Annotated in this window: 21 protein-coding genes; 6 read left to right on the forward strand and 15 right to left on the reverse strand. The window is 57.8% G+C overall.

The features are described from left to right. Positions 1-59 precede the first annotated feature (59 nt). Positions 60-1,562 carry a BCCT family transporter gene (locus ACR0LL_RS06660; protein WP_480584920.1) on the forward strand — a complete coding sequence of 501 codons (1,503 nt, stop codon included), beginning with the start codon at positions 60-62 and terminating at the stop codon, positions 1,560-1,562. 139 nt (positions 1,563-1,701) lie between these two features. Next, complete coding sequence (locus tag ACR0LL_RS06665) at positions 1,702-2,403, forward strand: SDR family NAD(P)-dependent oxidoreductase (RefSeq protein ID WP_480584923.1); 702 nt, start codon at positions 1,702-1,704, stop codon at positions 2,401-2,403. A 32-nt stretch (positions 2,404-2,435) separates the two neighbouring features. On the opposite strand, the gene ACR0LL_RS06670 is transcribed toward ACR0LL_RS06665, so the two are convergent. From ACR0LL_RS06670 to yajC, 10 genes are all read right to left on the reverse strand, one after another. After that, positions 2,436-2,975 (reverse strand): DsbE family thiol:disulfide interchange protein, encoded by a 540-nt coding sequence (locus tag ACR0LL_RS06670; RefSeq protein ID WP_480584926.1) that lies wholly within the window; start codon positions 2,973-2,975, stop codon positions 2,436-2,438. Continuing rightward, positions 2,968-3,126: a heme exporter protein CcmD gene (gene ccmD / locus ACR0LL_RS06675; RefSeq protein ID WP_267366834.1), complete on the reverse strand. Its 159-nt coding sequence runs from the start codon at positions 3,124-3,126 to the stop codon at positions 2,968-2,970. Before ccmD ends, ACR0LL_RS06670 begins: the two co-directional genes overlap by 8 nt. After that, positions 3,123-3,896, reverse strand: a complete 774-nt coding sequence (locus tag ACR0LL_RS06680) for a heme ABC transporter permease (RefSeq protein ID WP_480584929.1) — start codon at positions 3,894-3,896, stop codon at positions 3,123-3,125. The genes ccmD and ACR0LL_RS06680 overlap by 4 nt, the downstream gene beginning before the upstream one ends. Positions 3,897-3,957: 61 nt before the next feature. Then, positions 3,958-4,614, reverse strand: a complete 657-nt coding sequence (gene ccmB, locus ACR0LL_RS06685) for a heme exporter protein CcmB (RefSeq protein WP_480480342.1) — start codon at positions 4,612-4,614, stop codon at positions 3,958-3,960. Further along, positions 4,611-5,225, reverse strand: coding sequence for a heme ABC exporter ATP-binding protein CcmA (ccmA, locus tag ACR0LL_RS06690; protein ID WP_480584932.1), 615 nt, complete (start codon positions 5,223-5,225; stop codon positions 4,611-4,613). The genes ccmB and ccmA overlap by 4 nt, the downstream gene beginning before the upstream one ends. Before the next feature lie 144 nt (positions 5,226-5,369). After that, positions 5,370-5,723, reverse strand: a complete 354-nt coding sequence (locus ACR0LL_RS06695; protein ID WP_480480338.1) for an Mth938-like domain-containing protein — start codon at positions 5,721-5,723, stop codon at positions 5,370-5,372. A 12-nt stretch (positions 5,724-5,735) separates the two neighbouring features. Next, positions 5,736-6,488, reverse strand: a complete 753-nt coding sequence (locus ACR0LL_RS06700) for a sulfite exporter TauE/SafE family protein (protein ID WP_480584935.1) — start codon at positions 6,486-6,488, stop codon at positions 5,736-5,738. After that, complete coding sequence (gene secF, locus ACR0LL_RS06705) at positions 6,481-7,455, reverse strand: protein translocase subunit SecF (RefSeq protein ID WP_480584938.1); 975 nt, start codon at positions 7,453-7,455, stop codon at positions 6,481-6,483. The genes ACR0LL_RS06700 and secF overlap by 8 nt, the downstream gene beginning before the upstream one ends. Position 7,456: 1 nt before the next feature. Then, a complete protein-coding gene (secD, locus tag ACR0LL_RS06710; RefSeq protein WP_480584940.1) occupies positions 7,457-9,118 on the reverse strand; it encodes a protein translocase subunit SecD in 1,662 nt (553 codons plus the stop codon). A gap of 33 nt (positions 9,119-9,151) precedes the next feature. Next, on the reverse strand, positions 9,152-9,439 hold the full coding sequence (gene yajC / locus ACR0LL_RS06715) for a preprotein translocase subunit YajC (protein WP_209503494.1): 288 nt from the start codon (positions 9,437-9,439) through the stop codon (positions 9,152-9,154). 201 nt (positions 9,440-9,640) lie between these two features. On the opposite strand from yajC, the gene ACR0LL_RS06720 reads away from it, so the two are divergent. Then, complete coding sequence (locus ACR0LL_RS06720) at positions 9,641-11,305, forward strand: mechanosensitive ion channel family protein (protein WP_480584943.1); 1,665 nt, start codon at positions 9,641-9,643, stop codon at positions 11,303-11,305. Positions 11,306-11,377: 72 nt separating this feature from the next. Continuing rightward, a complete protein-coding gene (serS, locus tag ACR0LL_RS06725) occupies positions 11,378-12,670 on the forward strand; it encodes a serine--tRNA ligase (protein WP_480584945.1) in 1,293 nt (430 codons plus the stop codon). 58 nt (positions 12,671-12,728) lie between these two features. Here serS and ACR0LL_RS06730 read toward each other — a convergent pair whose 3' ends face one another. From ACR0LL_RS06730 to ACR0LL_RS06750, 5 genes are all read right to left on the reverse strand, one after another. Further along, entirely contained in the window at positions 12,729-13,295 is a 567-nt protein-coding gene (locus tag ACR0LL_RS06730) for a helix-hairpin-helix domain-containing protein (RefSeq protein ID WP_480584948.1), read from the reverse strand. A 92-nt stretch (positions 13,296-13,387) separates the two neighbouring features. Beyond that, positions 13,388-14,371, reverse strand: a complete 984-nt coding sequence (locus ACR0LL_RS06735) for a fatty acid desaturase (protein ID WP_480584950.1) — start codon at positions 14,369-14,371, stop codon at positions 13,388-13,390. A gap of 165 nt (positions 14,372-14,536) precedes the next feature. After that, positions 14,537-16,000, reverse strand: a complete 1,464-nt coding sequence (gene der / locus ACR0LL_RS06740; RefSeq protein WP_480584953.1) for a ribosome biogenesis GTPase Der — start codon at positions 15,998-16,000, stop codon at positions 14,537-14,539. A 49-nt stretch (positions 16,001-16,049) separates the two neighbouring features. Then, the gene (locus ACR0LL_RS06745) at positions 16,050-17,372 is read right to left on the reverse strand and encodes a PQQ-like beta-propeller repeat protein (RefSeq protein ID WP_480584955.1); all 1,323 of its coding nucleotides are present in this window, start codon (positions 17,370-17,372) and stop codon (positions 16,050-16,052) included. A gap of 44 nt (positions 17,373-17,416) precedes the next feature. Further along, entirely contained in the window at positions 17,417-18,088 is a 672-nt protein-coding gene (locus ACR0LL_RS06750; RefSeq protein WP_480480318.1) for a hypothetical protein, read from the reverse strand. 225 nt (positions 18,089-18,313) lie between these two features. On the opposite strand from ACR0LL_RS06750, the gene ACR0LL_RS06755 reads away from it, so the two are divergent. After that, a complete protein-coding gene (locus ACR0LL_RS06755) occupies positions 18,314-19,540 on the forward strand; it encodes an efflux RND transporter periplasmic adaptor subunit (protein WP_480584956.1) in 1,227 nt (408 codons plus the stop codon). Continuing rightward, positions 19,537-23,316, forward strand: coding sequence for an efflux RND transporter permease subunit (locus tag ACR0LL_RS06760; RefSeq protein WP_480584959.1), 3,780 nt, complete (start codon positions 19,537-19,539; stop codon positions 23,314-23,316). The genes ACR0LL_RS06755 and ACR0LL_RS06760 overlap by 4 nt, the downstream gene beginning before the upstream one ends. Positions 23,317-23,318 lie beyond the last annotated feature (2 nt).

Genomic DNA, 23,318 nt, shown 5'->3' on the forward strand with positions numbered 1-23,318 from the left:
GGTCATTCATTCGAAAACCTGAAACTGTTGGGCAAGGTCATCCACAGGAACCATTCACCATGAAGAAACCCAACGCTCTGCTGGTTTGCTCCCTCAGCGTTATTGCAGTGATCGGAATATGGGGCGTCGTGGACATTCAAAGCTTGGTGACCTGGGCAAGTGGTATCGTCCAACAGACCTTCCACAGCCGCGGCTGGTTCGTGATGCTCGCTGCTTCAGGTATGTTGATCGGATGCCTGTTTTTGGCGTTTTCACCGTATGGCAATATTCGCCTCGGCCGGGATGACGAAGAACCAGAGTTTTCCACGGCCACATGGATTTCGATGTTGTTTTCCGCCGGTATGGGCGTCGGCCTGTTGTTTTGGGCAGTGGCAGAACCGCTAACTCACTTCAACTTTATCACAGGCATGGCGCCGGATTTCATCGCGGCGCAGCAAGCCATGCTGGCAACGAACTTTCACTGGGGGCTACATGCCTGGGCGATCTATGGCTCCACCGCGCTGACGATTGCCTATTTCAGTTTCCGGCGCGGCACCGGCATGATGGTCAGCGCCCCGATCCAAAGCCTGTTTCCCGGTGAACGCTGGGCAGAACGTGTCGGGTGGCTTTCAGATTTCATGGCAATCGTCGCAATAGCCATCGGTGTTGGAGGTTCCATGGCTATGGGCGTGTTTCAGGTGGCAGATGGCATCGCTGTTCTGGGTGGCCGGGAAACGGTCGGAGCCCTTTTGATTGGCGTTGTCTTTCTGGCCATGGTCGCTGCGTATATCCCGGCGCTCTTGATCGATCTGGGTCAAGGCATGGCGCGTTTGTCCAACGCTGCTATGCTGATTGCGATCGGCCTTGTGGCCTACACGGTAGTCCTCGGCCCAACTGAATATCTTCTGAACACCGTCGTTCAGGGATTCGGCGACTATGTCACCAATGTCATTCCAAGGGGTTTTCAGACTTTTACGTTTTTCGGCGATGACGTCACCAAATGGTTCAGCGATTGGACACTTACCTATATGGTCTGGTGGATCGCCTGGGGACCATTTGTGGGCGTCTTCGTCGCCCGCATCTCTCGCGGTCGAACAATACGAGAATTCGTGATCGGAGTACTGTTCGCCCCCACGTTGTTTTCGATCCTCTGGTTCGGCGCTTTTGGTGGCATCGGGCTTTTTGAAGCGCTCAATGGCGCGGGCGAACTTCTGGCTTACACCCAAACGAATATTGAGCGTGTAACCTTTGCCCTGCTCGACCGCTTACCGCTGTCTCTGATCACGACCCTCGCTACTGTAATGGCTGCATTTTTGTTCATTGTGACCAGCGTCGTAAGTGCGGCATTTGTCTTGGGCACTTTCTCGACGGGTGGGGACGAAAACCCTCCTCCGCGTGTGCGTCTGATCTGGGGGGCATTGCTTGGACTTCTAAGCGTTGCAATGATCCTTTCTGGATCAGTTGACTCGGTGAAAATCCTCATCTCGCTTGGAGCCTTGCCGTTTGTCTTTATTTCGGTCCTGCTGATGGTTTGCCTGTTCCGTGGACTAAGAGAAGAGGGGCAACGCGATGCTGATCGGTGATCTCACAGACACCCTGATGAACCTCGTAACGTTCGCTTTCATTGCAGCAATGTTCTGGATACTGCTGCGAAAGTGACAGAATTCTAAGCGCGAAAAGATCAGCGTTGAATCTCGGACACTTTGCCGATCTTGTGTGCCCATGGATAAAGTTGCGCTGATAACCGGTGGCGCCCGCGGGATTGGGCGGGCAATAGTCGAAAACCTAAGCCCAGATCACCATATCGCGTTCACATGGTTGGCCAGCGAGCCCGATCCAGATTTGCTGAAAGGCGACGCTCTGGCGATTCAGTCTGACTTGACGAAAGACAATCAACCGACCTTGGTTGTTGAACAGGTCATCGATCACTTCGGGCGGCTGGACGTGATCGTGAATAACGCGGGCCTTGTCCGTTCCACTCCGAAGCAAGAGTTTAAGGCTGAGGATCATCGGGCGATCCTCGATCTCAACCTTCTGGCCCCTGCCGCGCTGCTCACTGCTGCGTTGCCACATCTGAAACGCGGTGCATCCATCGTCAGCATTTCATCCATGAACGCAACGCTGCCGCCGCGCGATGCCGTGACTTATGGGGCAAGCAAAGCCGCACTGAACCTCTGGACCCGTGCCATGGCGAAAGAGCTTGGCCCGGACGGTATCCGTGTCAACGCCGTCGCGCCGGGCGCCATCAACATCCCCGAAGCCCCCCGGCCAGACGACCTGACCTCGCTTTTCGTCGAAGAGACCGCATTGGGCCGGATCGGAACACCTGAAGATATCGCCAACGTCGTACGGTTTCTGGCATCGGATGCGGCGGGATTTGTTACCGGAGAGGTTCTGGGCGTAACCGGCGGCTATCGTCTGTAGACCCGTTTAGGCTTTTGGCTAAAGGACCGACCTTAACCGCCTGCAGCTTTTTCCAAGGCGGGGCGAAGGGTGTTTTCAATCACCCGCTGCGTGATTGGGCCCGCAAATCGCAGGATGATCGTACCATCGCCATCAATCACATAGGTTTCGGGAACACCGTACAAACCCCAATCAATCGCCATGCGGCCCTGTTCGTCGCGGCCCATGGCGAGGTAAGGATCGCCAAGATCAGCCAGAAAAGCCTCGGCACTGCTCAGCTTGTCTTTGTAGTTGATGCCATAAACAGGGATGCCTTCAGCTGCCAGCGCTTCGAGATTGGGGTGCTCGACGCGGCATGGGGCGCACCAGCTGGCCCAATAGTTGACCAGCTTGACCTCTCCGTCCCGCAGCGTTTCGTCGTCGAAAAGGGTCTTTCCCGGAAACTCGGTTAGAACCACGGGCGGCGCCGGTTGGCCTTCGCGGGCCGAGGGCAAAGCGTTGGGATCTTCGCGAAACATGCCGATGCCTGCGAGAACCGCGAATGCGCCAAATATCAGAGGTGGCGCAATCATCAGGGGCGAGATTTTAGCCATTGCGCGACATCCTCTGTTCGACCTTTTCCATTTCCGCACGCACCTTGCGCCCGCGCATCACGCTGAACGCAACCAGTGCCACTATAAGGACAATGGAAACGGCATAAGACGACAAAACAGCGTCTGCATATTTTCCAAGATCGGGGATCATCCGCCCACCCTTTCCCGTGCCTGTAACGCCTTGATACGACGGGCGCGAATTTCCGTTCCGGTGCGGTACAACACCAAGGCGATGAACAGCAGAACAAATCCGATGATGCAGGCCAGCAGTGGGTAGAAAAAGACGTTGCTGACTTTCTCTTCCGTATCCGCCCCGGTAACGGCCCCGGCCCGCATGACCGATGCGCCCTGATGCAGGCCCTGATTCCAGAAATTCACCGCATACCGGCTGAGGATCGCAAAGACCGACCCCACCAAGCACAAAACCGAGGTCAGATCGGCCGCGGTATCCGGATCTTCTATAGCTTCCCACAAGGCGACATAACCAAGGTAGAACAGAAACAAGATCAGGAACGATGTCAGGCGCGGATCCCAGGCCCACCATGTGCCCCACATGGGCTGTCCCCAGATGGCCCCCGTCAGCAGCGCAATCAGGGTCATTACAATCCCGATCGGTGCAGCAGCCCGTGCCGCAAGCGCGCTGACATGGTGGCGACGCACCAGCCAGACCAATGAGGTGGCCAGCATCATCAGCCAGCAATTGATCGCCATCAGGGCCGCCGGAACATGCAGATAGATGATCTTAACCGTCGACCCCTGCTTGTAGTCGTTCGGTGTAAAGAAAAAGCCCCAGGTCAGACCGACAACGATGCAGATGGTCGAGACGATCCAGAAAAACGGCAGGACCCGTTCGCTGGTTTCAAGAAACTTGCGCGGGTTGGCATATTCCCAGAGGGCGTTGGCTTTGGCTGCGATTGACATGGGCCCTATCTAGTCCGAGTTGGGGTGGTTCTCAATTGACATCCATCAAACTTGTCGCGGTTCACCGCAGATTGATACGTAGCACGGCAGCGCTGGCAAAGGGCAACAATGCGATGGTTGCCGCCGTGATCCCGGCCAGCATCAGCAGTGGCGTCTGCACCTCCATCCCTGTTGCTCCACGCCGGGCAACTTCGGCCCCGAAAATCAGGGTGGGGACGTAAAGCGGCAACACCAGAAGCGACAGCAATAGCCCGCCACGTTTCAGACCAACGGTGAGCGCAGCACCAAATGTCCCGATGACGCTCATGGCCGGGGTACCGATCAGGAGCGAGATCACCAGCCAGAAAAACCCCGGTAGCGGCAGGTTCAGCAAGACACCCAGAAACGGCGCGGCCAGAACCAGCGGCAGACCAGTGGTCAGCCAGTGGGCCAGCGCCTTGACTGTGACAACCGATTCCAGCGGCAGCGGTGCCGTGGCCAGCAGGTCGAGCGAGCCGTCTTCCCAGTCCAGTGCCAGCAGGCGGTCAAGCGACAGAAGGCAGGCCAGCAAGGCCCCCAGCCAGAGCACACCGGGCGCAATCGTGGACAGCAGCGAGGATTGCGGCCCCACCGCAAATGGCACCATCACAGTAACGATCAGGAAAAAGGCCAGACCCAGCCCAAACCCGCCGCCTGCGCGGAAAGCCAGTTTCAGGTCGCGCAGCAACAGGGCGATCACAGGAAACCTCCGTCGAAATCGTCGATGGGTTTGGGTTTGGCCTTGTTAGGACCGACGTCCAGAACCTCGCCATCAAGGCCAAGGTCGATATGGGTCGCGATCAGGGCTGACCCGCCCTGACCCAGATGTGCTCCCACCGCATCGGCAAACATTTGCACCGCGTTCCTGTCCAGCGAGACGGTCGGCTCGTCCAGCATCCAGATTGGCCGCCCTGTGACCAGCATCCGCGCCAGCCCCAACCGCCGTTTCTGGCCCGCCGACAGATTGCCGGCGTGACGGTCGGCGAGTTCGTTCAACTCAAAAGCGTCCAGCGCCGGCTGGATGTCATATGTACCAAAGACCGCTGCCCAGAATGTCAGGTTTTCAGTCACCGACAATGTCGGTTTGAGCCCGTCCGAATGGGACGCGTAGGCGATCCGGTCCTCGGCCCCTTCGATCATGCCTTCCAGCGGAGGCTGCAAGCCAGCCAACGTGCGCAGAAGCGTCGTTTTGCCGATCCCGTTTGGGCCCCGCAGGATCAGAGCCTTGCCCGGCGACAGCTGAAAGCTGAGGCCCTCAAGGACGGGAACACCGCCACGAGTGATCGACAGATCTGTTACAGTCAAAGTCATGAGACCCGCTTAGCGGATTGTCCGCAGGGGCAAAAGGCGAGATTTGCCGCAGGATGCCAGCGCACCACAGCTGGCACATGTCGGAGTGAGGGGCCAGCCCCTCACACTCCCCGGGATATTTTTGGCCAGATGAAGAGAATCCCATCAGACAGGGATCAGGGCAAGTGCGATGCGGCGACCTTCGGCGAGCAGCACATTGTAAGTGCGGCAGGCGGCGGGGGAGTTCATGATTTCAACACCAAGTCCGACATTTTCCAACTCAACCCGTAGCGATTGGGGGATGTGGGCCATGTCTGCGCCCGTGCCGATAAGCAGGACGTCGATCCTGCCCGCCAGGTCCAGAAGGGGGTGTCGGTCGTCATAGCCGCCCCACTCTGCCGGGCCTGCCGGGCCTGTCAGGACAGCGCCGTGGAAGACATCGCCGCCAATTCGAAAAAAACCGGGGCCATAACCGTCTATGGGTTTGGCATCTGTAAAAGTAATCTGATTCAGACGCATGATGTCCCTTCTTCAATCCAGAAGCGGCAGTCCGGAAATGACCGCAATCAGGATGACCGAATAGGCCGCGAGGCGGTAGATCCGTTCCAGTTTCGGGTCGAACAATGCTTTGCCGATAAGCGTAGTGATCAGATAAGGCACGCACAGCAGCAGGACAATCCATAGGATCGACAAATCTGCGGCACCGCTGATGAGGATGTTGAAAACGATGACAACGTCGAGCAATGCCAGAAAAATGATGGTGTTGGCACGAATCTTGCGCACATCTGTGGAACTGGCCAGATAGAACACGATGACAACCGGGCCGGTCAGCCCGGTCATGCCGCCGACAACGCCTGCGCTGCCGCCGATGGCGAGACGTCCGGGTAGCCCCAGTTTCCCCTCCCACCGCCAGCCAGTAACCACGGCCAGCAGGGTCAGACCGGTAATGCCGCAAACAACCCAGCGCAGCGCAACCGAGTCCACCTGCACCATGATCCACAGCCCCAGCGGCACGGTTATCGTTGCGGCAAAGCCCAGAGTGCTGATCTCAACCTTGTCACAATCCCGCCACGCCTGCGGAGCCAAGGCAAAGGTTGATGCAATACCTGTGGCAGCCATCAGAAAGACCACATCCGCTATTGGCAGGAACTGGGTCGCCACCGGCACAAAGATCATCGCGGTGCCAAAACCTGTGAAGCCGCGGACAAGTCCCGCGGCTCCGATGGTAAGGATCAGCCAAGTGAGGCCCGGCAGAGCCAAGGCCTGTTGTAGAGCCTCAGGCATCAATATTGGCAAACTGGTTGCCCGCCGTATTCGACGGTTTGGACCAGTCGCGCTTGACCCCCAGCCAAAGCAGGATGGTCGAAGCCACGAAGACCGACGAATAGGTCCCGACAACGACACCCCAGATCATCGCGAAGACAAAGCCGCGGATGACGTCGCCACCCAGAACATAAAGTGAGATCAAAGCCAGCAACGTAGTAACCGAGGTCATGACAGTCCGGCTCAGGGTCTCATTGATCGAGATGTTCAGAACCTCCTTGAGGTCCTTCTTTTTGTATTTCCGCAGATTCTCGCGCACCCGGTCGAAGACGACAACCGTGTCGTTCAGCGAATAGCCGACGATGGTCAGCAGCGCCGCGATGATCGCCAGATCGAAGCGGATTTGCAGTTCCGAGAAGATGCCGATGGTCAGGATCACATCGTGCACCAATGCGGCAACTGCCCCCAGTGCAAACTGCCATTCAAAGCGCAGCCAGATGTAGACAAGAACGGCACCAATGGCCAAGACAACCGCGATCACAGCCGTCTGGATCAACTCGCCCGACACTTTCGGGCCAACGGATTCGACACTTTCAAAGGGCAGTTTTAGTCCGGGGTCTGCGGCAGCCAGCGCTTCGCCGACCTGGGTGATCACGTCTGAAGTGACCGCTTCGGCGTCTTCCTGAGCCTGAATACGGATCATCGCGACATTTTCATTGGGACCGAAGCTTGGATCAAAAATCTCGGTGATGGTGACGTCACCCAGTTGCAGCGGAGACAAAGCATCGCGGTAAACACCCACGTCGATTGCTTGCGTGCTTTGGGTCCGGATCGTGGTTCCACCGCGGAAATCGATCCCGAAATTCAGCCCCTGCAGCAGAAATGAGGTGAACGCGATCACCATCATCAGGCCGGAGATTCCAAGCCAGATTTTCCAACGATTGAAGAAGTCGAACGAGGTGTTCTGCGGTACGAGTTTCAGTCTCATGTCAAACCTCGATCGTTTTCGGTCGGCGGCGTTCGAACCACATGACAACCATCAGGCGCGTCACGAAGATCGCGGTGAAGACCGATGTCAGGATACCCAGGCCCAGAGTGATCGCGAACCCGCGCACAGGGCCGCTGCCCATGGCAAACAGGATAACGGCGGTGATGAAAGTGGTTATGTTGGCGTCCAGAATGGCCGACAACGCCTTTTCATAGCCCAGATCGATGGCGCGGGCCGGACCTCTGGCGGATTTCAGTTCTTCGCGGATGCGCTCAAAGATCAGCACGTTGGCATCCACTGCCATACCGACCGTCAGAACGATCCCCGCAATCCCCGGCAGTGTCAGTGTTGCGCCGATCAGGGACAGCAAGCCGAACAACAGGCCCACGTTGATGATCAGCGCGATATTGGCGAAGACACCGAACAGGCCATAGCTGAGCGCCATGAATACCAGCACCGCGACAAAGGCCACGATTGTGGCAACTTTACCTGCGTCGATACTGTCCTGCCCCAGTTCGGGGCCGATGGTGCGTTCTTCCAGGAATTCTAGCCCTGCAGGCAAAGCACCGGCACGCAGCAGGACGGCCAGATTGGTGCTTTCCTCAACGGTGAAGTTTCCGGTGATGATGCCCGACCCGCCCGGGATATGGCTTTGGATCACGGGGGCCGAAATCACTTCGTCATCCAGCACGATGGCAAAGGGTGCGCCGATATTGTCACGGGTATAATCCCCGAACTTGCGCGCACCGGATGTGTTGAACCGGAAGTTGACCGCAGGGCGGCCGTTCTGATCGAAGGACGGCTGGGCGTCGACCAGTTCCTCTCCTGTCACGACCGGAGCGGATTCGATGTTGTAATAAACTTCGTTTTCGTCAATCGACGGCACGATTTTTTCACCGACGCCTGCGACGGCATCCGGATCGGTTCCGCGCCCGACAACCGGATTAAACGTCAACTGTGCCGTTGTTCCGATGATTTCCTTAAGTTCGCCCGCGCTGCCGATACCCGGCACCTGAATCAGGATACGATCCGTCCCCTGACGCTGGATTGTGGGCTCTCGCGTACCGACTTCGTCGATCCGGCGGCGGATGATTTCCAGCGCCTGACGCACCGTGCGGTCATCCGAGGCCAGTTTTTCTGCCTCGGACAGTTGAACAACAATCGTGTCGCCATCCGCGCGGGCTTCGATGTCTGTGGCACCTACACCTGTCAGGGTCTGCACCTGCCGGGCCAGACCGCGAACAACCTCCAACGCCTGTGGCATTCCTTCGGGCTGGCTGATGCGCACGCGAATCTCATCCGCGGCCGAGTCCTGACGGCGGATGGTTCCCACCGTGGCACGTTCATCGCGCAGCGCGTCGCGGATTTCCGGCCACATCGCCTCCATCCGGGATTCGTATACGTCCTGCACCTGAACTTCAGCCAGCAAATGCGCACCGCCGCGCAGGTCGAGGCCAAGATTGACCAGGGATGACGGCAGCCAGTTCGGCCATTGCGCGGCTTCAGCTTGCATCTGCGGCGTATCATTGCCCAGCTCGATCGCGGCCTTGGCGTCGTTGGATTGCTCGACCCGCGTGTAAAACGCGTTTGGCAGGGCCATGAGCAGACCGGTCACGCAGACCAGCCAGATCAGAACCCGCTTCCAGGTATCAAATTGCAGCATTACCCTGCCTTTTCAAGGAATTGTCGCGCGAATTTACTTCGCCGGCTCGGTCTTGTTCAGAACCTGGGCGATGGTCGATTTGACCACGCGAATCTTGACGCCCTCGGCGATTTCGACCTCGATCTCGTTATCGCCTTCCTTGACCTTCGATACCTTGCCGATCACGCCGCCTTGCGTGATCACCTGATCACCCCGACGCACGGCATCAACCATGGCCTGATGTTCCTTCATCTTCTTTTGCTGCGGACGGATCAGCAGGAAATACATGATCGCGAAGATCAGGATCAGCGGGAGAAACTGGGCGATTGCGCCACCATCCATGGGATATTCCTTTGTTCTAGTCTTGCGGCACAGTTCCGCAAATTTGGGCGGAACCTATGCTTTGAAATGTCGGTTTGCAAGCAAAGGCGGTCATGTAACCCACCTGAATACTGGCATGTCCCGGCAACCACGGGCAAAGCGTTGCAGATATGCCCTAGGAACATAACCGAAACCGGGTATAGTTTGTCCGAAGGGGGACACATGACACGGCCGCTCAAGCCTTTCCTTTCGTTGCTTTATTTACTGACTGCCCTGTCGGTGCCCGTGTGGCTGTCCGGTGCGGCCCTGTCGCAGGAAGCACCCGCGGAATCCGCCCTGACCGAGACGGCGGAACCAGACACGTTCATGGCTCCGGTCATCGTGGACGGGGACGTTCTGTTTCAGGTGCGAGGATCAAGCGCCCTGCCTGCTCCGGAGCGCGCCGAGGGCGTACAGGACAAGATCATTGCGGTTGCGGAAGCGTCGGAAGCACCTTTGGTCGAGATCACCTATGAAGAGACCCAGTTTGGCATCTGGATTCTGGCCGATGGTCAAAGAATCTCGATCGTTACCAAGGCTGACGCTGAACTGGATCAGATGGAACTAAGTGTTCTGAGCGTTTTGCATGGCAATGCGATCAAACAGTCCATCGAGGCGTACCGAGCCAACCGAACCGATCAGGCGCGTGTTTCCGGTGCCATAGAAGCGGCTGCCTGGACGTTGGGATTTGTCCTGTTTGTTGTCACTATCTTGTGGCTACACCGTCGGATCAGGCGGCGCACGTTGAAGCTGGTAAAACGCTACTTAAAGGATGTCGAAACGGCGACGGCCAAAAGCGTTCAGGCCGAAGCAATCGCGGCGCTTATCCGCTATAGCCTGAACTTCGTGCTGTTGGTTATCTTCTTTCTCGGCTTCTACTATTACCTGTCCTTTGTTCTTTTGGCTTTTGCGGAAACCCGATATTTCGCGCAGCTTCTGCTAACCTATCTGACCGAGCCGGTGCTGCTTATCTTCCGGGGCATCCTCAGCTATATCCCCAATCTGATTATGCTGGGCCTGATCACATGGGTCACGCTGTATATCATCAAAGGTCTGCGCGTGTTCTTTGATGCGGTCGAAGCCGGTTCATTCGAAATGGGCGATTTCGAAAAACACTGGGTCAACCCGACCTTCAACATTGTCCGTGTCGCCGTCATTCTGATCGCGCTGGTTTTTGCGGTTCCCTATATTCCGGGCTCAGGTTCTGCCGCGTTCCAGGGATTGACCATTCTGGTCGGCGCCATGCTGTCTTTGGGCGCGAATTCAGTCGTGTCCAACATGCTGGCCGGGCTGTTTGTGATTTACCGCAGGTCTACCTCGATCGGCGACCGAATCCAGATCGGGGACCATATCGGCGATGTGGTTCAGATCAAACTGATGGAGACCCACCTGAAGTCGATCAAGAACGAGCTGATTTCAATCCCCAATGCACAACTGATGAATTCAGATGTCGTGAACTTTTCGAAGAAAACTGATGGTAGCGGGCTGTTGCTGCACACGACCGTTGGTATCGGCTACGAAGAACCCCCTGAGAAGGTAGAGGCGATGCTGATCGAGGCGGCCAACCGCACCTCGGGCATCAAGGCCAATCCCGAACCTTTTGTGCTGTGGACGGCCTTGGCCGATTACGCGATCAACTATCAGATCAACGGCTATACCACCCGTGGCAGCATCATTCCCAAAATCCGTTCGGACCTGCATCGAAACATTGTTGCGGTATTTAACGAAAACAATGTGCAGATCATGACACCTTCTTATGTGGCTGACCCGCCTGAGCCTAAAATACCGGCCGGGGCATGGGAGGGCCATCTGGCGCATGAAACCCACGAAGACGCTGATAAGTCGTAACCGGTGCTACACCCTGCCCCGCAGATGGTGCATAAGCGGGTTCAGTGATTCACGCATTCAAGGATCTGAGACATGCACGACATCCGCGCCATTCGCGAAAACCCTGCCGCTTTCGACGCCGCCCTAGCGCGCCGTGGGGACGCGCCGGTGTCGTCAGATCTGCTGAGGCTGGACGAAAGCCGGCGTGCCAAGATTCTGGCCGCCGAAACCGCACAGGCCGAACAAAATAAGGCCAGCAAGGAAGTCGGTGCAGCCAAAGGGCGCGGCGACGAGGCTGAATTCGAACGCCTGCGCGCGCTGGTCGCCGAGAAAAAGGCCGAAGTCGCCCGGATGCAGACCGAGGCCAAGGATCTGGATGCCTTGCTGACCGATCAACTGGCCCGCATTGCCAACCTGCCCGCCGATGACGTGCCGCAAGGCGCGGACGAAAACGACAATGTCGAAGTCAACCGCTGGGGCACCCCGCGCGATTTCAGCTTTGCACCGAAAGAGCACTACGACATTCCCGCCGTCGCAGCCGCAATGGATTTCGAAACCGCCGCCAAAACCAGCGGCAGCCGGTTTGTGAACCTGTCCAAGGGGGTTGCCCGGCTCCACCGTGCGCTGGCCCAGTTCATGTTGGACACACATATCGACAAGAACGGGCTGACAGAAATGCAGACACCGGTTCTGGTTCGGGATGAGGCGATGTATGGCACTGATAAACTGCCTAAATTCGGTGACGACAGCTATCAGACGACCAATGGCTGGTGGCTGATCCCGACCTCTGAGGTCACGCTGACCTATTCAGTGGCCGGTGACATTCTTGAAGAATCTGCCCTGCCCATCCGTATGACCGCCGATACCGTCTGTTTCAGGTCCGAGGCAGGAAGCGCGGGCAAGGACACTGCAGGAATGCTGCGCCAGCACCAATTCGAAAAGGTCGAGATGGTCTCGATCACCCATCCCGACGCGTCAGATGACGAACAAAAGCGCATGTTGCGCTGCGCCGAGGATCTGCTGGAACAGTTGGGCGTCCCCTATCGCACTGTTGTTTTGTGCACCGGTGATATGGGCTTTGGCGCGCGCCGCACTTATGACATCGAAGCGTGGCTGCCCGGTCAGGACACCTATCGCGAGATCAGCTCGGTCTCGACCACAGGTGCGTTTCAGGCGCGTCGGATGAATGCCCGTTTCCGGCCTGAAAGTGGTGGCAAACCCGAATTTGTTCATACTCTGAACGGTTCCGGCCTGGCTGTCGGACGTTGCCTGATCGCAGTTCTGGAGAATGGTCAGAATGAAGACGGCACTGTTTCGCTGCCCGAGGTACTTGGCCCCTATCTGGGCGGCAAGCTGACCCTACAACTTGACGGTACTTTGGCCTGACACACAAAACCGGCACCGTCAGGCACCGGTTAGGACATCAACTGAAGGCGAAGAGGTTTTACTTCTTCGCCTTTTTCTTGTCGTTCTTCTTTCCGCTTTTTTTACCGTCTTTCTTTTTTCCGTCCTTTTTTGACTTTTTGTCCTTTTTGGATTTGGCTTTCACCTTGTCCTTGGCCTTTGAAAAAGCGGCTTCCATCTCTTTGCGCTTCTTCGCGGCTTTTTCGGCCTTAGCCTTGGCTTTGGCTTTTTTCTTTTCAGCAGCCTCGGCTTTTTCGGCGGCTGCTTTTTCTTCTGCCGCCTTGCGTGCGGCTTCCTCGACCCGTTTCTCGACTGCGGCTGCAGCGATTGTTTTGCGTGGCGCAGCTTTGCGTTCGGTCGGTCTGCGCGCCGCCGGAGTCCGGGCCGCAGTTCGGCGTGTTGCCGGTTTCGCAGCCGCCGGTTTTGCAGCAACGGCATCTTTGGCAGATGCAATTAAAACCAACGCGCGCGCCTCACCGATCCGAGGGACCTTGACCAAATCAGCAGGAGTGGCCTTGGCTATCGCCTCGGCCGTCTTGAAGCCATTGGCAACAAGGGCCTGGCCAAGCGCCTCTCCTACACCTTTTAAGTCGGTCACTGCGGTCATTATAGGTCCTCTCTCTGTCTCGTTACCGGCTCGTATATACAAAAGATACACGAACCCGCAAGCTGTGTGGTGGTCGCCCCTGTTCTGCCAGCTTAGTTATGGGCAAGACCAGCGGCTCGGTTGTCTCTCGGAAAGGGTACGAGGCGCTTAGCATTTTCGTCCCATAGCTTCAGGTTCAATGCTGCCACGGCCTCGGGAAATTTGATCCGGCGGGGGGTATATTCCGGCGGCAGGTTATAGTGGCAGGCACGCAGGCGATATGATGGGATACGCGCGTTGAAATGGTGGATGTCATGCAACGTGATGCAAGCCACAGCCATATCGAACCACCATCCGAAATCCAGCGCGGATGACCCCTCAAGCGCTGCTGTCTGAGGATTCAGGTCAGGGCGGCGATCCCAATAGGTGTCTTCGAAATTGTGCTGAAGATAAACGAGGAAGACGCCCAGCATTCCACCCAAAAAGGAAAACACCAGCCAGACCCAAATGCCCGTCATACCCGCGATCAGATACAACAATCCAAGAAAAACAACGATCGACAGGTTGTGCAACACCACACCTTTGGCGCCAAAACGCGCCGTATTCTTGGGCCAGCGGTATCGGATGAAATAGGTGAACAACGCGCCGGCCGGAACCAGGATGAACGGATTGCGATACAGCCGGTAAAACAAACGTGTTTTCCAATCAGCTGCATTCCACTCTCGCAGGGTCATCGTGTGAATTTCACCTGTCTCGCGGTGCTCAAGATTTCCGATGCCCGCATGGTGCAGATTGTGGTTCTGCTTCATCACCTCGAACGGGGCGAAAGTGAAGGGAGACAGGCCATGCCCTGCCCATTCGTTTTGAATCCGTGTTTCAAACAGAGAGTGATGCCCGCAATCATGTTGCAGCACATAAAGCCGTACTGCGGCAAAGGCGAACACGATCCCGGCGGGTATCATGATGTACCATCGATCAACAAAGGTGATCGCAACGGTCAGCGACACGAAATACACCGCAAATGTGCCAAAATAACTTGCCGCGGCCAATCTGTTGTCCTGCACCGCGTAATGTCTTGTATATTCCCTCAAATCCATCCAGCCGTCTCCTTACGATGGCCGTTCAGTTTTCTGTTCAAATCTAGGTGCGGCTAGTCCGCGTGCAAGCAGTGCGTGCCCAAACAAATGCACACGCATGAATGCTAGCGCGGAGAACAGAAACTGTCACGCCCCCGTGAGGTAAGATGCTGAAAATTGGCGCAGTTACGCGCGGCCCTTGAGATGCTTGGCCAATGCGCCCGCATTTTTCTTGCGCCGCCCCTTATACGGGTTCTTGTCGCCCTGCCCGCGCAGCGTCAGACGGATTGGGGTGCCAGGCATGTCAAAGTCCTGACGCAACCCGTTGACCAGATAGCGGGTATAGCTTTCGGGCATCTTATCGGGATGGGAACACATCACAACAAAACCCGGCGGCCGCGTTTTCGCCTGGGTCATATAGCGCAGCTTGATGCGGCGGCCCTGCGGGGCCGGCGGCGGGTGTTGTTCCAGCATGGCAGTCAGCCACCGGTTCAACGCCGCGGTTGGCACACGGCGGTTCCAGACATCATGGGCGCGCAAGATGGCGGCGCGCAATCTCTCCAGCCCGCGGCCCGTTTTCGCCGAGACGGTAACCAGAGGGGCACCGCGCAGCTGCGGCAGCAAGCGATCGAAGGCATCTTTCAGCTCCCGCAGCTTTTCCTGCTTGTTTTCCTCGACGTCCCACTTGTTTACAGCAACAACAACAGCCCGGCCTTCACGTTCGGCCAAGTCGGCAATTCTCAGGTCCTGTTGTTCAAACGGAATGGCCGCGTCCAGCAGTACGACGACAACCTCGGCGAACTTCACCGCGCGCAGACCGTCTGACACGGAAAGCTTTTCCAGCTTTTCCTGTACCTTTGCTTTCTTGCGCATTCCTGCCGTGTCAAAGATCCGCATCGGAGTGCTTTCTCCATCCGGGTCGGCCCAATCGATCCGCAGGCTGATAGCGTCACGGGTGATCCCGGCCTCAGGTCCCGTCAACAGGCGGTCTTCGCCGATGATCTTGTTGATCAGCGTGGACTTGCCCGCATTCGGACGGCCAACCACGGCCACTTGCAAAGGCTTGGCAGAGGTGATCAGGGGCATTTCGCCCTCACCGTCTTCATCCAGCTCAATATCCATTTCCGGGGCTTCTTCGACCTGCTTTTCCTCGGCTGCATCCGCCAATGGCATCAGCTGAGCATAAAGGTCGGTCATCCCCTCGCCATGTTCACCCGACATGCGCACCGGTTCACCCAGACCCAGATTGTATGCCTCGAGCACCCCGGCATCCGCTGCGCTGCCTTCAGCCTTGTTGGCCGCAAGGATCACGTGCTTGGACCGCTTGCGCAGGATTTCTGCAAACATCTCATCCGTGGGCGTCAGCCCGACCCGCGCGTCGATCATGAACAGGCAGACATCGGCCATGTCCACGGCGCGCTCGGTCAGGCGGCGCATCCGGCCCTGCAAACTGTCATCTGTCGCGTCTTCAAGCCCGGCCGTGTCGATTACGGTAAAGCGCAGATCGCCCAGACGCCCTTCGCCCTCGCGCAAGTCACGCGTCACACCAGGCTGGTCGTCGACCAGGGCCAGACGTTTGCCCACGAGGCGGTTGAACAATGTGGATTTGCCCACATTCGGGCGCCCCACGATGGCGAGGGTCAGCGACATGATACTCTACTTTCAAGACTCAAGTTGCGCCCTTTAACGCATCTTGCCGTCAACGGAAAGCGTGTAGATCACCTTTGGTCGAAACAACATACAGCGTCTGCCCGGCCACAACGGGGGATGCTGTCGCGCCTCCGGGAACTTCAGCCTGATGTACCAGTGTTCCGTCAACTGGATTGAAAAACCGCAGATACCCGTCGTTGGACGCAACCACGATACGACCCCCGGCCAGAATTGGGCCGTAGTGCGCGAAGATCGGTCCTCGGCGGCCACGCTTGTCCTTGACAAAGCCCGGCAGGTCCTGCGCCCAGATGACAGACCCGTCCGCCGCGTTCAGGCGCACCAGCTGGCTGCGATCACTGATCAGGAAAATGCTGTTGCCCGCAGGCCAGACTGTATCGACCGCACCTTCATCCGCCGTCCACTGGCGCTCGCCGGAAGCGGCATCAAATGCGACGGTCCGGCCCGAGTGATTGCCGATGTAGATACTGTTGCCAACAACCATCGGACCGCCGGTCACATCGACGATTTGTGCCGCAGCGCGCCCGCGACGCCCCCCCGCCACAGACGCGTTCCATCGACGGATACCGCCGCGGCGGAATGTGGCGGCCACGTCGCCCGAGCCAAAGGCAAATACGGCCAGATCAGACGCTATTGCAGGCGCAGGCGCACCCAGAACGTTCCCGACGCTTGGTGTGCCTTCGAATTGCCAGGCTATGCGTCCGTCCTTGGTGTTTACAGCCCAGCCGGTTTCGTCTCCGGCCACAACGTATAACAGCCCGTCGTTCACCAGCGGTGCGCCGCTGCCAGTCGCTTCCAAGCGTTTTTGCCAGCGCACAGCGCCTGTTTTGGCGTCCAACGCGGTCAGCCGACCGAACCCTGACGACACATAAAGGACGCCGTCGGCATAAGCCAAACCACCACCTGTTGCATCCGAGTCGCCATCACTTGGCGGGATCAGGTCGGTCTCCCATGCCAACTGCCCCTGCGGTGTGACCGCTGAAACGGTCGCCCCCGAATCCAGTGTAAAAATCAATCCTCCCGCAACCACCGGCTCGGCGGTAATGCGCTGCTTGCGCGAGTCACCCTGCCCAATCGAAACAGACCAGATCCGCTGTGGCGTCGCGCGCAAGGCGGCATGCGTGGTCCGGTACGCGGGCGTTCCCGGACTTTGGGACCAGCTGGCGTTGACCTGTTGCCCCGGCAGGCTGATCGGTTGCGAGCCGCGCTTTTCGACCGTTTCAAGATCTGAAACAGGGCGAATATCCTCGCGTTCACCGGGCAGAATGGCTTCGGGCGGCTCACAGGCCGCCAATGCGGTCAGGGCCAACGCCGCAAAAGGCATTCCCGTGCGGGAAAAAAATCTTTTTACCATGATACTCCGAACTCGCCTGTCGTTAAGTCTTTTGTCCCGCCTGGTCAGCCTTGCTGCGCCACCAATGGTTCAGGTTCCCCACCCAAAGCAATGATCATTTGCGCGGCGCGCTGTTGCAGGTCGATACCCACCTCGGCATCCTGCCGCAGCGCCTGCAACCGGTCCAGCGCAGCATCGACATTGCCATCGGCCACGTCAATCAGGGCCAACTGTTCTTCGGCCAGCAACCGCAGAGGAGCTCCGGGGGATGCCAACGCCTCGAACTGCTGGCGCCGGTCAGCGGCAGGCAAGGTGTCACCCTGCAAAAGCAGCGATTTGAAGCTTGCTATCGCGCGGTAAATCTCGGGCAGGTCGCCCTGAACGGCCACCGCGTTCAGGCTATTGACCGCGTCCTCTCGGGATCCGGATTCGACCTGTGACGCGGACAGCAACATATCCAGCACGGCTTTCCCACCCGGTGACATCGCCTCTGCCTGCGCAAGACCAGCAGCCCTTGCAGCCGGGTCATTTTCGGACAACGCAGCAAGAATGGTGTCACCCAATTGCTGAGCTTGCGCCGTGTCCCGCGCCTTGCGGTATTCATTAAAAGCGGCACCGCCTACGATCAACACGACGGCGACGACACCCACCCAGCCCCAGCGGCGCAGCAACAGATAGATCCGGTCGCGGCGCACCTCTTCGGTGACCTCATCAATGAAACTGTCAATATCGCTCATCCAAGCCCCCGGGCTGTCTATCTTGTATAAGTGCGCCATGTCATACCCCGGCACCAACGCCAAGCCAAGGGTCCGATTTTGCACATTTTGACCGCTTTGCTTCCCTCTTGCGAAAAAATGCAAACCGAACTATTCAGTTCAGTATGGAAAAGATGCCGAACAGACCCCATTTCATGGCGTGACAGCCCAAGTATTAATGGCGCAGATTCTTAGGAGAAACACTGTATGCGTTTGATTTCATTCATCAACGCCCTTCTCGTGATTGTTGCACTGTATTTTCTGGTGTTTGAACGAGACACCTTGTTCGCCTTTGCCGGACGCGGTGATGCCGTGGAAGCAACACAAGACGAAGCAGCAGAAACCGAAAACTCCGATATCTCTGCCGTGGGCGTTGTCGCCGTGCGCTCGCAAGCGCGTGAAATTGACAGTGCCGTGCTGCTGCGTGGTCAAACCAAGGCGAACCGGCAGGTCGAAGTGCTTTCGGAAACCACGTCCACCGTTATCTCTGAACCTAAACGCAAAGGTGCGTTTGTCGAGGCCGGTGACATATTATGCGAACTTGATCCCGGCACGCGCCCGGCACAACTGGCCGAAGCCATGGCGGGGAAACTGGAAGCCCAGAGCCGCATTCCCGAAGCCGAAGCACGCCTGACAGAGGCACATGCGCTTGTGGCCGAGGCCGAGATCAATCTGACTGCCTCGCGCAAGCTGGCTGAAACCGGATATGCGTCGGAGACCCGCCGCATATCCAGCGAAGCGGTGATGAGCTCTGCAAAAGCCGGTGTGAAATCTGCCGAAGCCGGGCTGGAAGCCACGCGTGCAGGCATCGAAGCAGCCGCAGCAGCAGTCGAGGCCGCACAGCGAGAGGTTGGCCGCCTGACCATCAAAGCCCCCTTCAAGGGTTTGCTGGAAAGCGACACTGCAGAACTGGGCAGCCTGATGCAGCCTGGATCACTTTGCGCGACTGTCATTCAACTGGACCCGATCAAGCTGGTCGGCTTCGTGCCCGAGACCGAAGTCAATCGGGTGCTTGTCGGGTCCGAAGCAACGGCAACACTTGTGACCGGTCGGCAACTGGGCGGTCGGGTCACGTTCCTCAGCCGGTCCGCGGACGAGACAACACGTACATTCGAGGTGGAAATCACCGTTCCGAACCCAGACTTGACCATTCGCGACGGTCAGACCGCCACCATCCTCATCGCGGCAGAAGGAACGAAAGCCCACCTGCTGCCGCAATCGGCGCTGACACTCAGCAACGAAGGAAAATTGGGTGTGCGCACAGTTGGCGCGGGCAACGTTGTTGACTTCATGCCAGTCCGCATCCTGCGCGACACCGCCGAAGGTGTCTGGATCGACGGCCTACCGGAAACGGTTGATATCATCGTGGTCGGGCAGGAATTCGTGATCCGGGGTGTTACCGTTGCGCCAACTTATCGGGAAGCCTCGCAATGACGGGTATCGTCGCATGGGCCGCAGGCAGGGCCCGAATGGTAATGGCGTTTATCGCCATTTCACTGGTCGTAGGCGGCTTTGCCTATGTCTCGCTTCCGAAAGAGGGTGAGCCGGATATCGAAATCCCTGCCCTTTTCGTTTCGGTGCAGTTTCCCGGGATTTCAGCGGAAGACTCGGAAAACCTTCTGGTCAAGCCGATGGAGACCGAACTGGCGGATCTCGACGGGCTCAAGGAAATGTCTTCGACTGCGGCCGAAGGCTATGCCGGGGTCGCGCTGGAGTTTGAATTCGGCTGGGACAAGACCTCGATCATGGCGGACGTGCGCGATGCCATGAACACGGCCCAGGCTGATTTCCCTGAAGGTGCGGAACAATACTCGCTGACGGAAATCAACTTTTCCGAGTTCCCGATCGTCATCGTCAACCTGACGGGGGCTGTTCCGGAACGCACAATGGCCCGTGTCGCCAAGGATTTGCAGGACGAGCTTGAGGCGCTGGATTCCGTTCTCGAAGCGGGTATCGCGGGCAATCGTGACGAGTTGCTTGAGGTCGTGATCGACCCACTGCGGCTTGAAGCATACAACGTGACCGCGGCCGAGTTGATCAATGTCGTGCGAAACAACAACCAGTTGATCGCAGCGGGCGAAGTCGAAACCGCACAGGGTACATTCTCGGTCAAGATTCCATCGTCATTCAAAACGGCGCAGGATGTCTATGCCTTGCCGGTCAAGGTCAATGGCGACCGGGTTGTAACGCTGGGTGAGCTTGCACAGATCAACTACACTTTTGAAGATCGCGAAGGTACCGCCCGCTTCAACGGCGAGGCGACCGTCGCGCTGCAGGTTGTCAAACGCAAGGGTTTTAACCTGATCGACACCGTTACGCAGGTGAAGGAAACCATTGCTGAGGCCAAGACCAAATGGCCGCCCGAGCTTCAGGCGGCGGTCGAGCTTGGGACATCGAACGACCAGAGCCGCATTGTCGGTTCGATGGTCAGCCAGCTTGAAGGCTCGGTTCTGACCGCAATCGCCCTGGTGATGATCGTGGTTCTGGCCTCTTTGGGTACGAGGGCCGCGCTTTTGGTCGGTTTTGCAATCCCGACCTCGTTCCTTCTGTGTTTCGCGTTTCTTGCGGTCATGGGCATCAGTATCTCGAACATCGTTATGTTCGGCCTCATCCTGGCCGTGGGGATGCTGGTCGACGGTGCCATCGTGGTGGTGGAATACGCAGACAAACGCATCAAGGAAGGTGTCGGCCCGATGCATGCCTATGTCGAGGCGGCCCAACGTATGTTCTGGCCCATCGTATCCTCGACCGCGACGACGCTATGTGCCTTTCTGCCCATGCTGTTCTGGCCCGGTATTCCGGGCGAATTCATGGGGATGCTGCCGGTCACGCTGATCTTTGTTCTGTCGGCTTCGCTGATTGTGGCGCTGATCTACCTGCCGGTCATGGGAGGCGTTTCGGGGCGTCTGAGCCGCGTTTTCGACCGGTCTTCGAACTGGCTCCGGGCGCGTACCCGGTGGTGGGTTCGGGCAGTGATGGTACCCCCGTCGCTCTACATGATTTTCCTGGGTGCGATGCAGGTTCTGAACCCTGACTATCTGCTGCCCGGAGGAGTGATCGCAGGTGCCCTGCTGTTCCTGTTCGGGGCCTTTGCCGGGTCTGTAACGCTGAGCGCAGCCAAGTTCGAGCGGGCGGAAGAAAACCACGTTCACACGGCGGACGAACACACACCTTTCGGACATGTGATCGGGTTCCTTGTCGGCAACCCGATCATGCCGATCGTGTCGCTGGCGGCAGTTTTCTCTGCCGTGTATTTCGTGACCTTCGTCTGGTTCCCGCAGGAATCCCGAGGTGTCGAATTCTTTGTTGAAAGCGAACCGGAACAGGCAACTGCTTACGTCCGTGCCCGTGGCAACCTGTCACTGGCTGAAAAAGACGAGATGGTGCTGCAGGCCGAACAGATCATTGGATCTCACCCGGCAGTAATCAACGTCTTTTCCTTTGCAGGCGAAGGCGGTCTGAACCAGAACACCGGCGGCGCGCAGGCACCGGCGGACACGGTGGGGCGCGTCCAGTTTGAAATTATCCCATGGGAAGATCGCCCGAACGTTTCGGAATCCGCTTTGTGGGGATTATTTGAGCGCCACTTTGTGGCACCCGAATATGATGGCGATTACGTAATCGACGATCTCAACGCCAAACTGGCGACAATACCCGGTATCGTTGTTGAAATCCTGGCATTGGAACAGGGCCCGGCCTCGGCCAAGCCCGTTCACCTGCGCATCAAGGGGGACGGTTGGGACGAACTGACATCGGCCACCGTCACCGCGCGCCAGGTCTTTGACGAAACGCCGGGGCTGATCAAAACCGAAGACACCCTGCCCTTGCCGGGCATCGATTGGCAGATTGATGTCGACGTGGCAAAGGCCGGCCGGTTCGGTGCTGATGTGGCCACCGTCGGTGCCATGGTGCAGCTGGTGACACGCGGCATCCTGCTGGGTGAGATGCGCCCCGACAGCACGGATGAAGAGATCGAGATCCGTGTCCGATTGCCGGAACAGGATCGCGTGCTGTCGACATTGGACACGCTCAAGGTCCGCACTCCGGACGGGTTGGTTCCGCTGTCGAACTTCGTGACCCGGGAACCCGTGGCCAAACTGGCCCAGATCAACCGTGTCGACCAGCAACGTTATTATGACGTCAAGGCGGATGTCGAACCGGGGCTGAGCAAGGTTGTGACCAAAGGGCCGGACGGGAAAGAAGAACGTCTGGCTGTAATGCGTGAAGTGACCGACGGTTATACTCCTACCGGCACCGTGCTGGACGGCGACGGTGGAAAGTCCTACGAACTGGTTCAACTGACCGGTGCAGAGAGTATTGACCAACTGCGTAGCACGATTGACGCAGGAGACGCGCAGTTCGCCCTGATCAACCCAAATGAGCGGATCGCAGTTCTGACCGAATGGTTGGAAACCAGCCCCTTTGCCAACTCGATCAGCTGGCAATGGACCGGTGATCAGGAAGAGCAGGAAGAATCCGGCGCATTTCTGGTGAACGCCTTCATGGGCGCATTGGGACTGATGTTCGTGATCCTGCTGGCCCAGTTCAACTCGTTCTACAATTCGGTATTGGTGCTGTTGGCGGTTGTTCTTTCGACCACCGGGGTTCTGATCGGCATGATCGTGATGGAGCAACCCTTCTCGATCATCATGACCGGCACCGGCATCGTTGCGCTGGCGGGAATTGTGGTGAACAACAACATTGTTCTGATCGATACCTATCAGGAATACAGCGCCTATATGCCAAGGATCGATGCAATCGTCCGCACTGCGGAATCCCGCATCCGCCCGGTTCTGCTGACTACGTTGACGACGATGGCCGGTCTGACCCCGATGATGTTTGGGCTTTCGCTGGACTTTATCAATGGCGGCTATTCCATCGACAGTCCCACCGCCCTGTGGTGGAAACAGCTGGCCACAGCGGTTGTCTTCGGTCTTGGCATCGCCACTGTTCTTACACTGATCGTGACGCCGTCGCTTCTGGCACTGCGTGTCTGGGTGACAACTTACGCTGTCTGGCTCAGCCGCGGGCTTGCCCGTGTGACTGCGGGGCGGTCCAGTCAGATCGCGCAGGACATGGCTATTGGTCGCTCGGCCCGCGAACTACAGGCGACCGAGATTGTGTGGGACGAACCGTCACAATCCGAAGCCCGGTCACGAGACGAGCCTATAGATCAGGTTCCGGGATCGCCGCTAAAAGCCGCAGAATAAGA

The sequence above is a fragment of the Ruegeria sp. AI2 genome, from assembly GCF_056541275.1.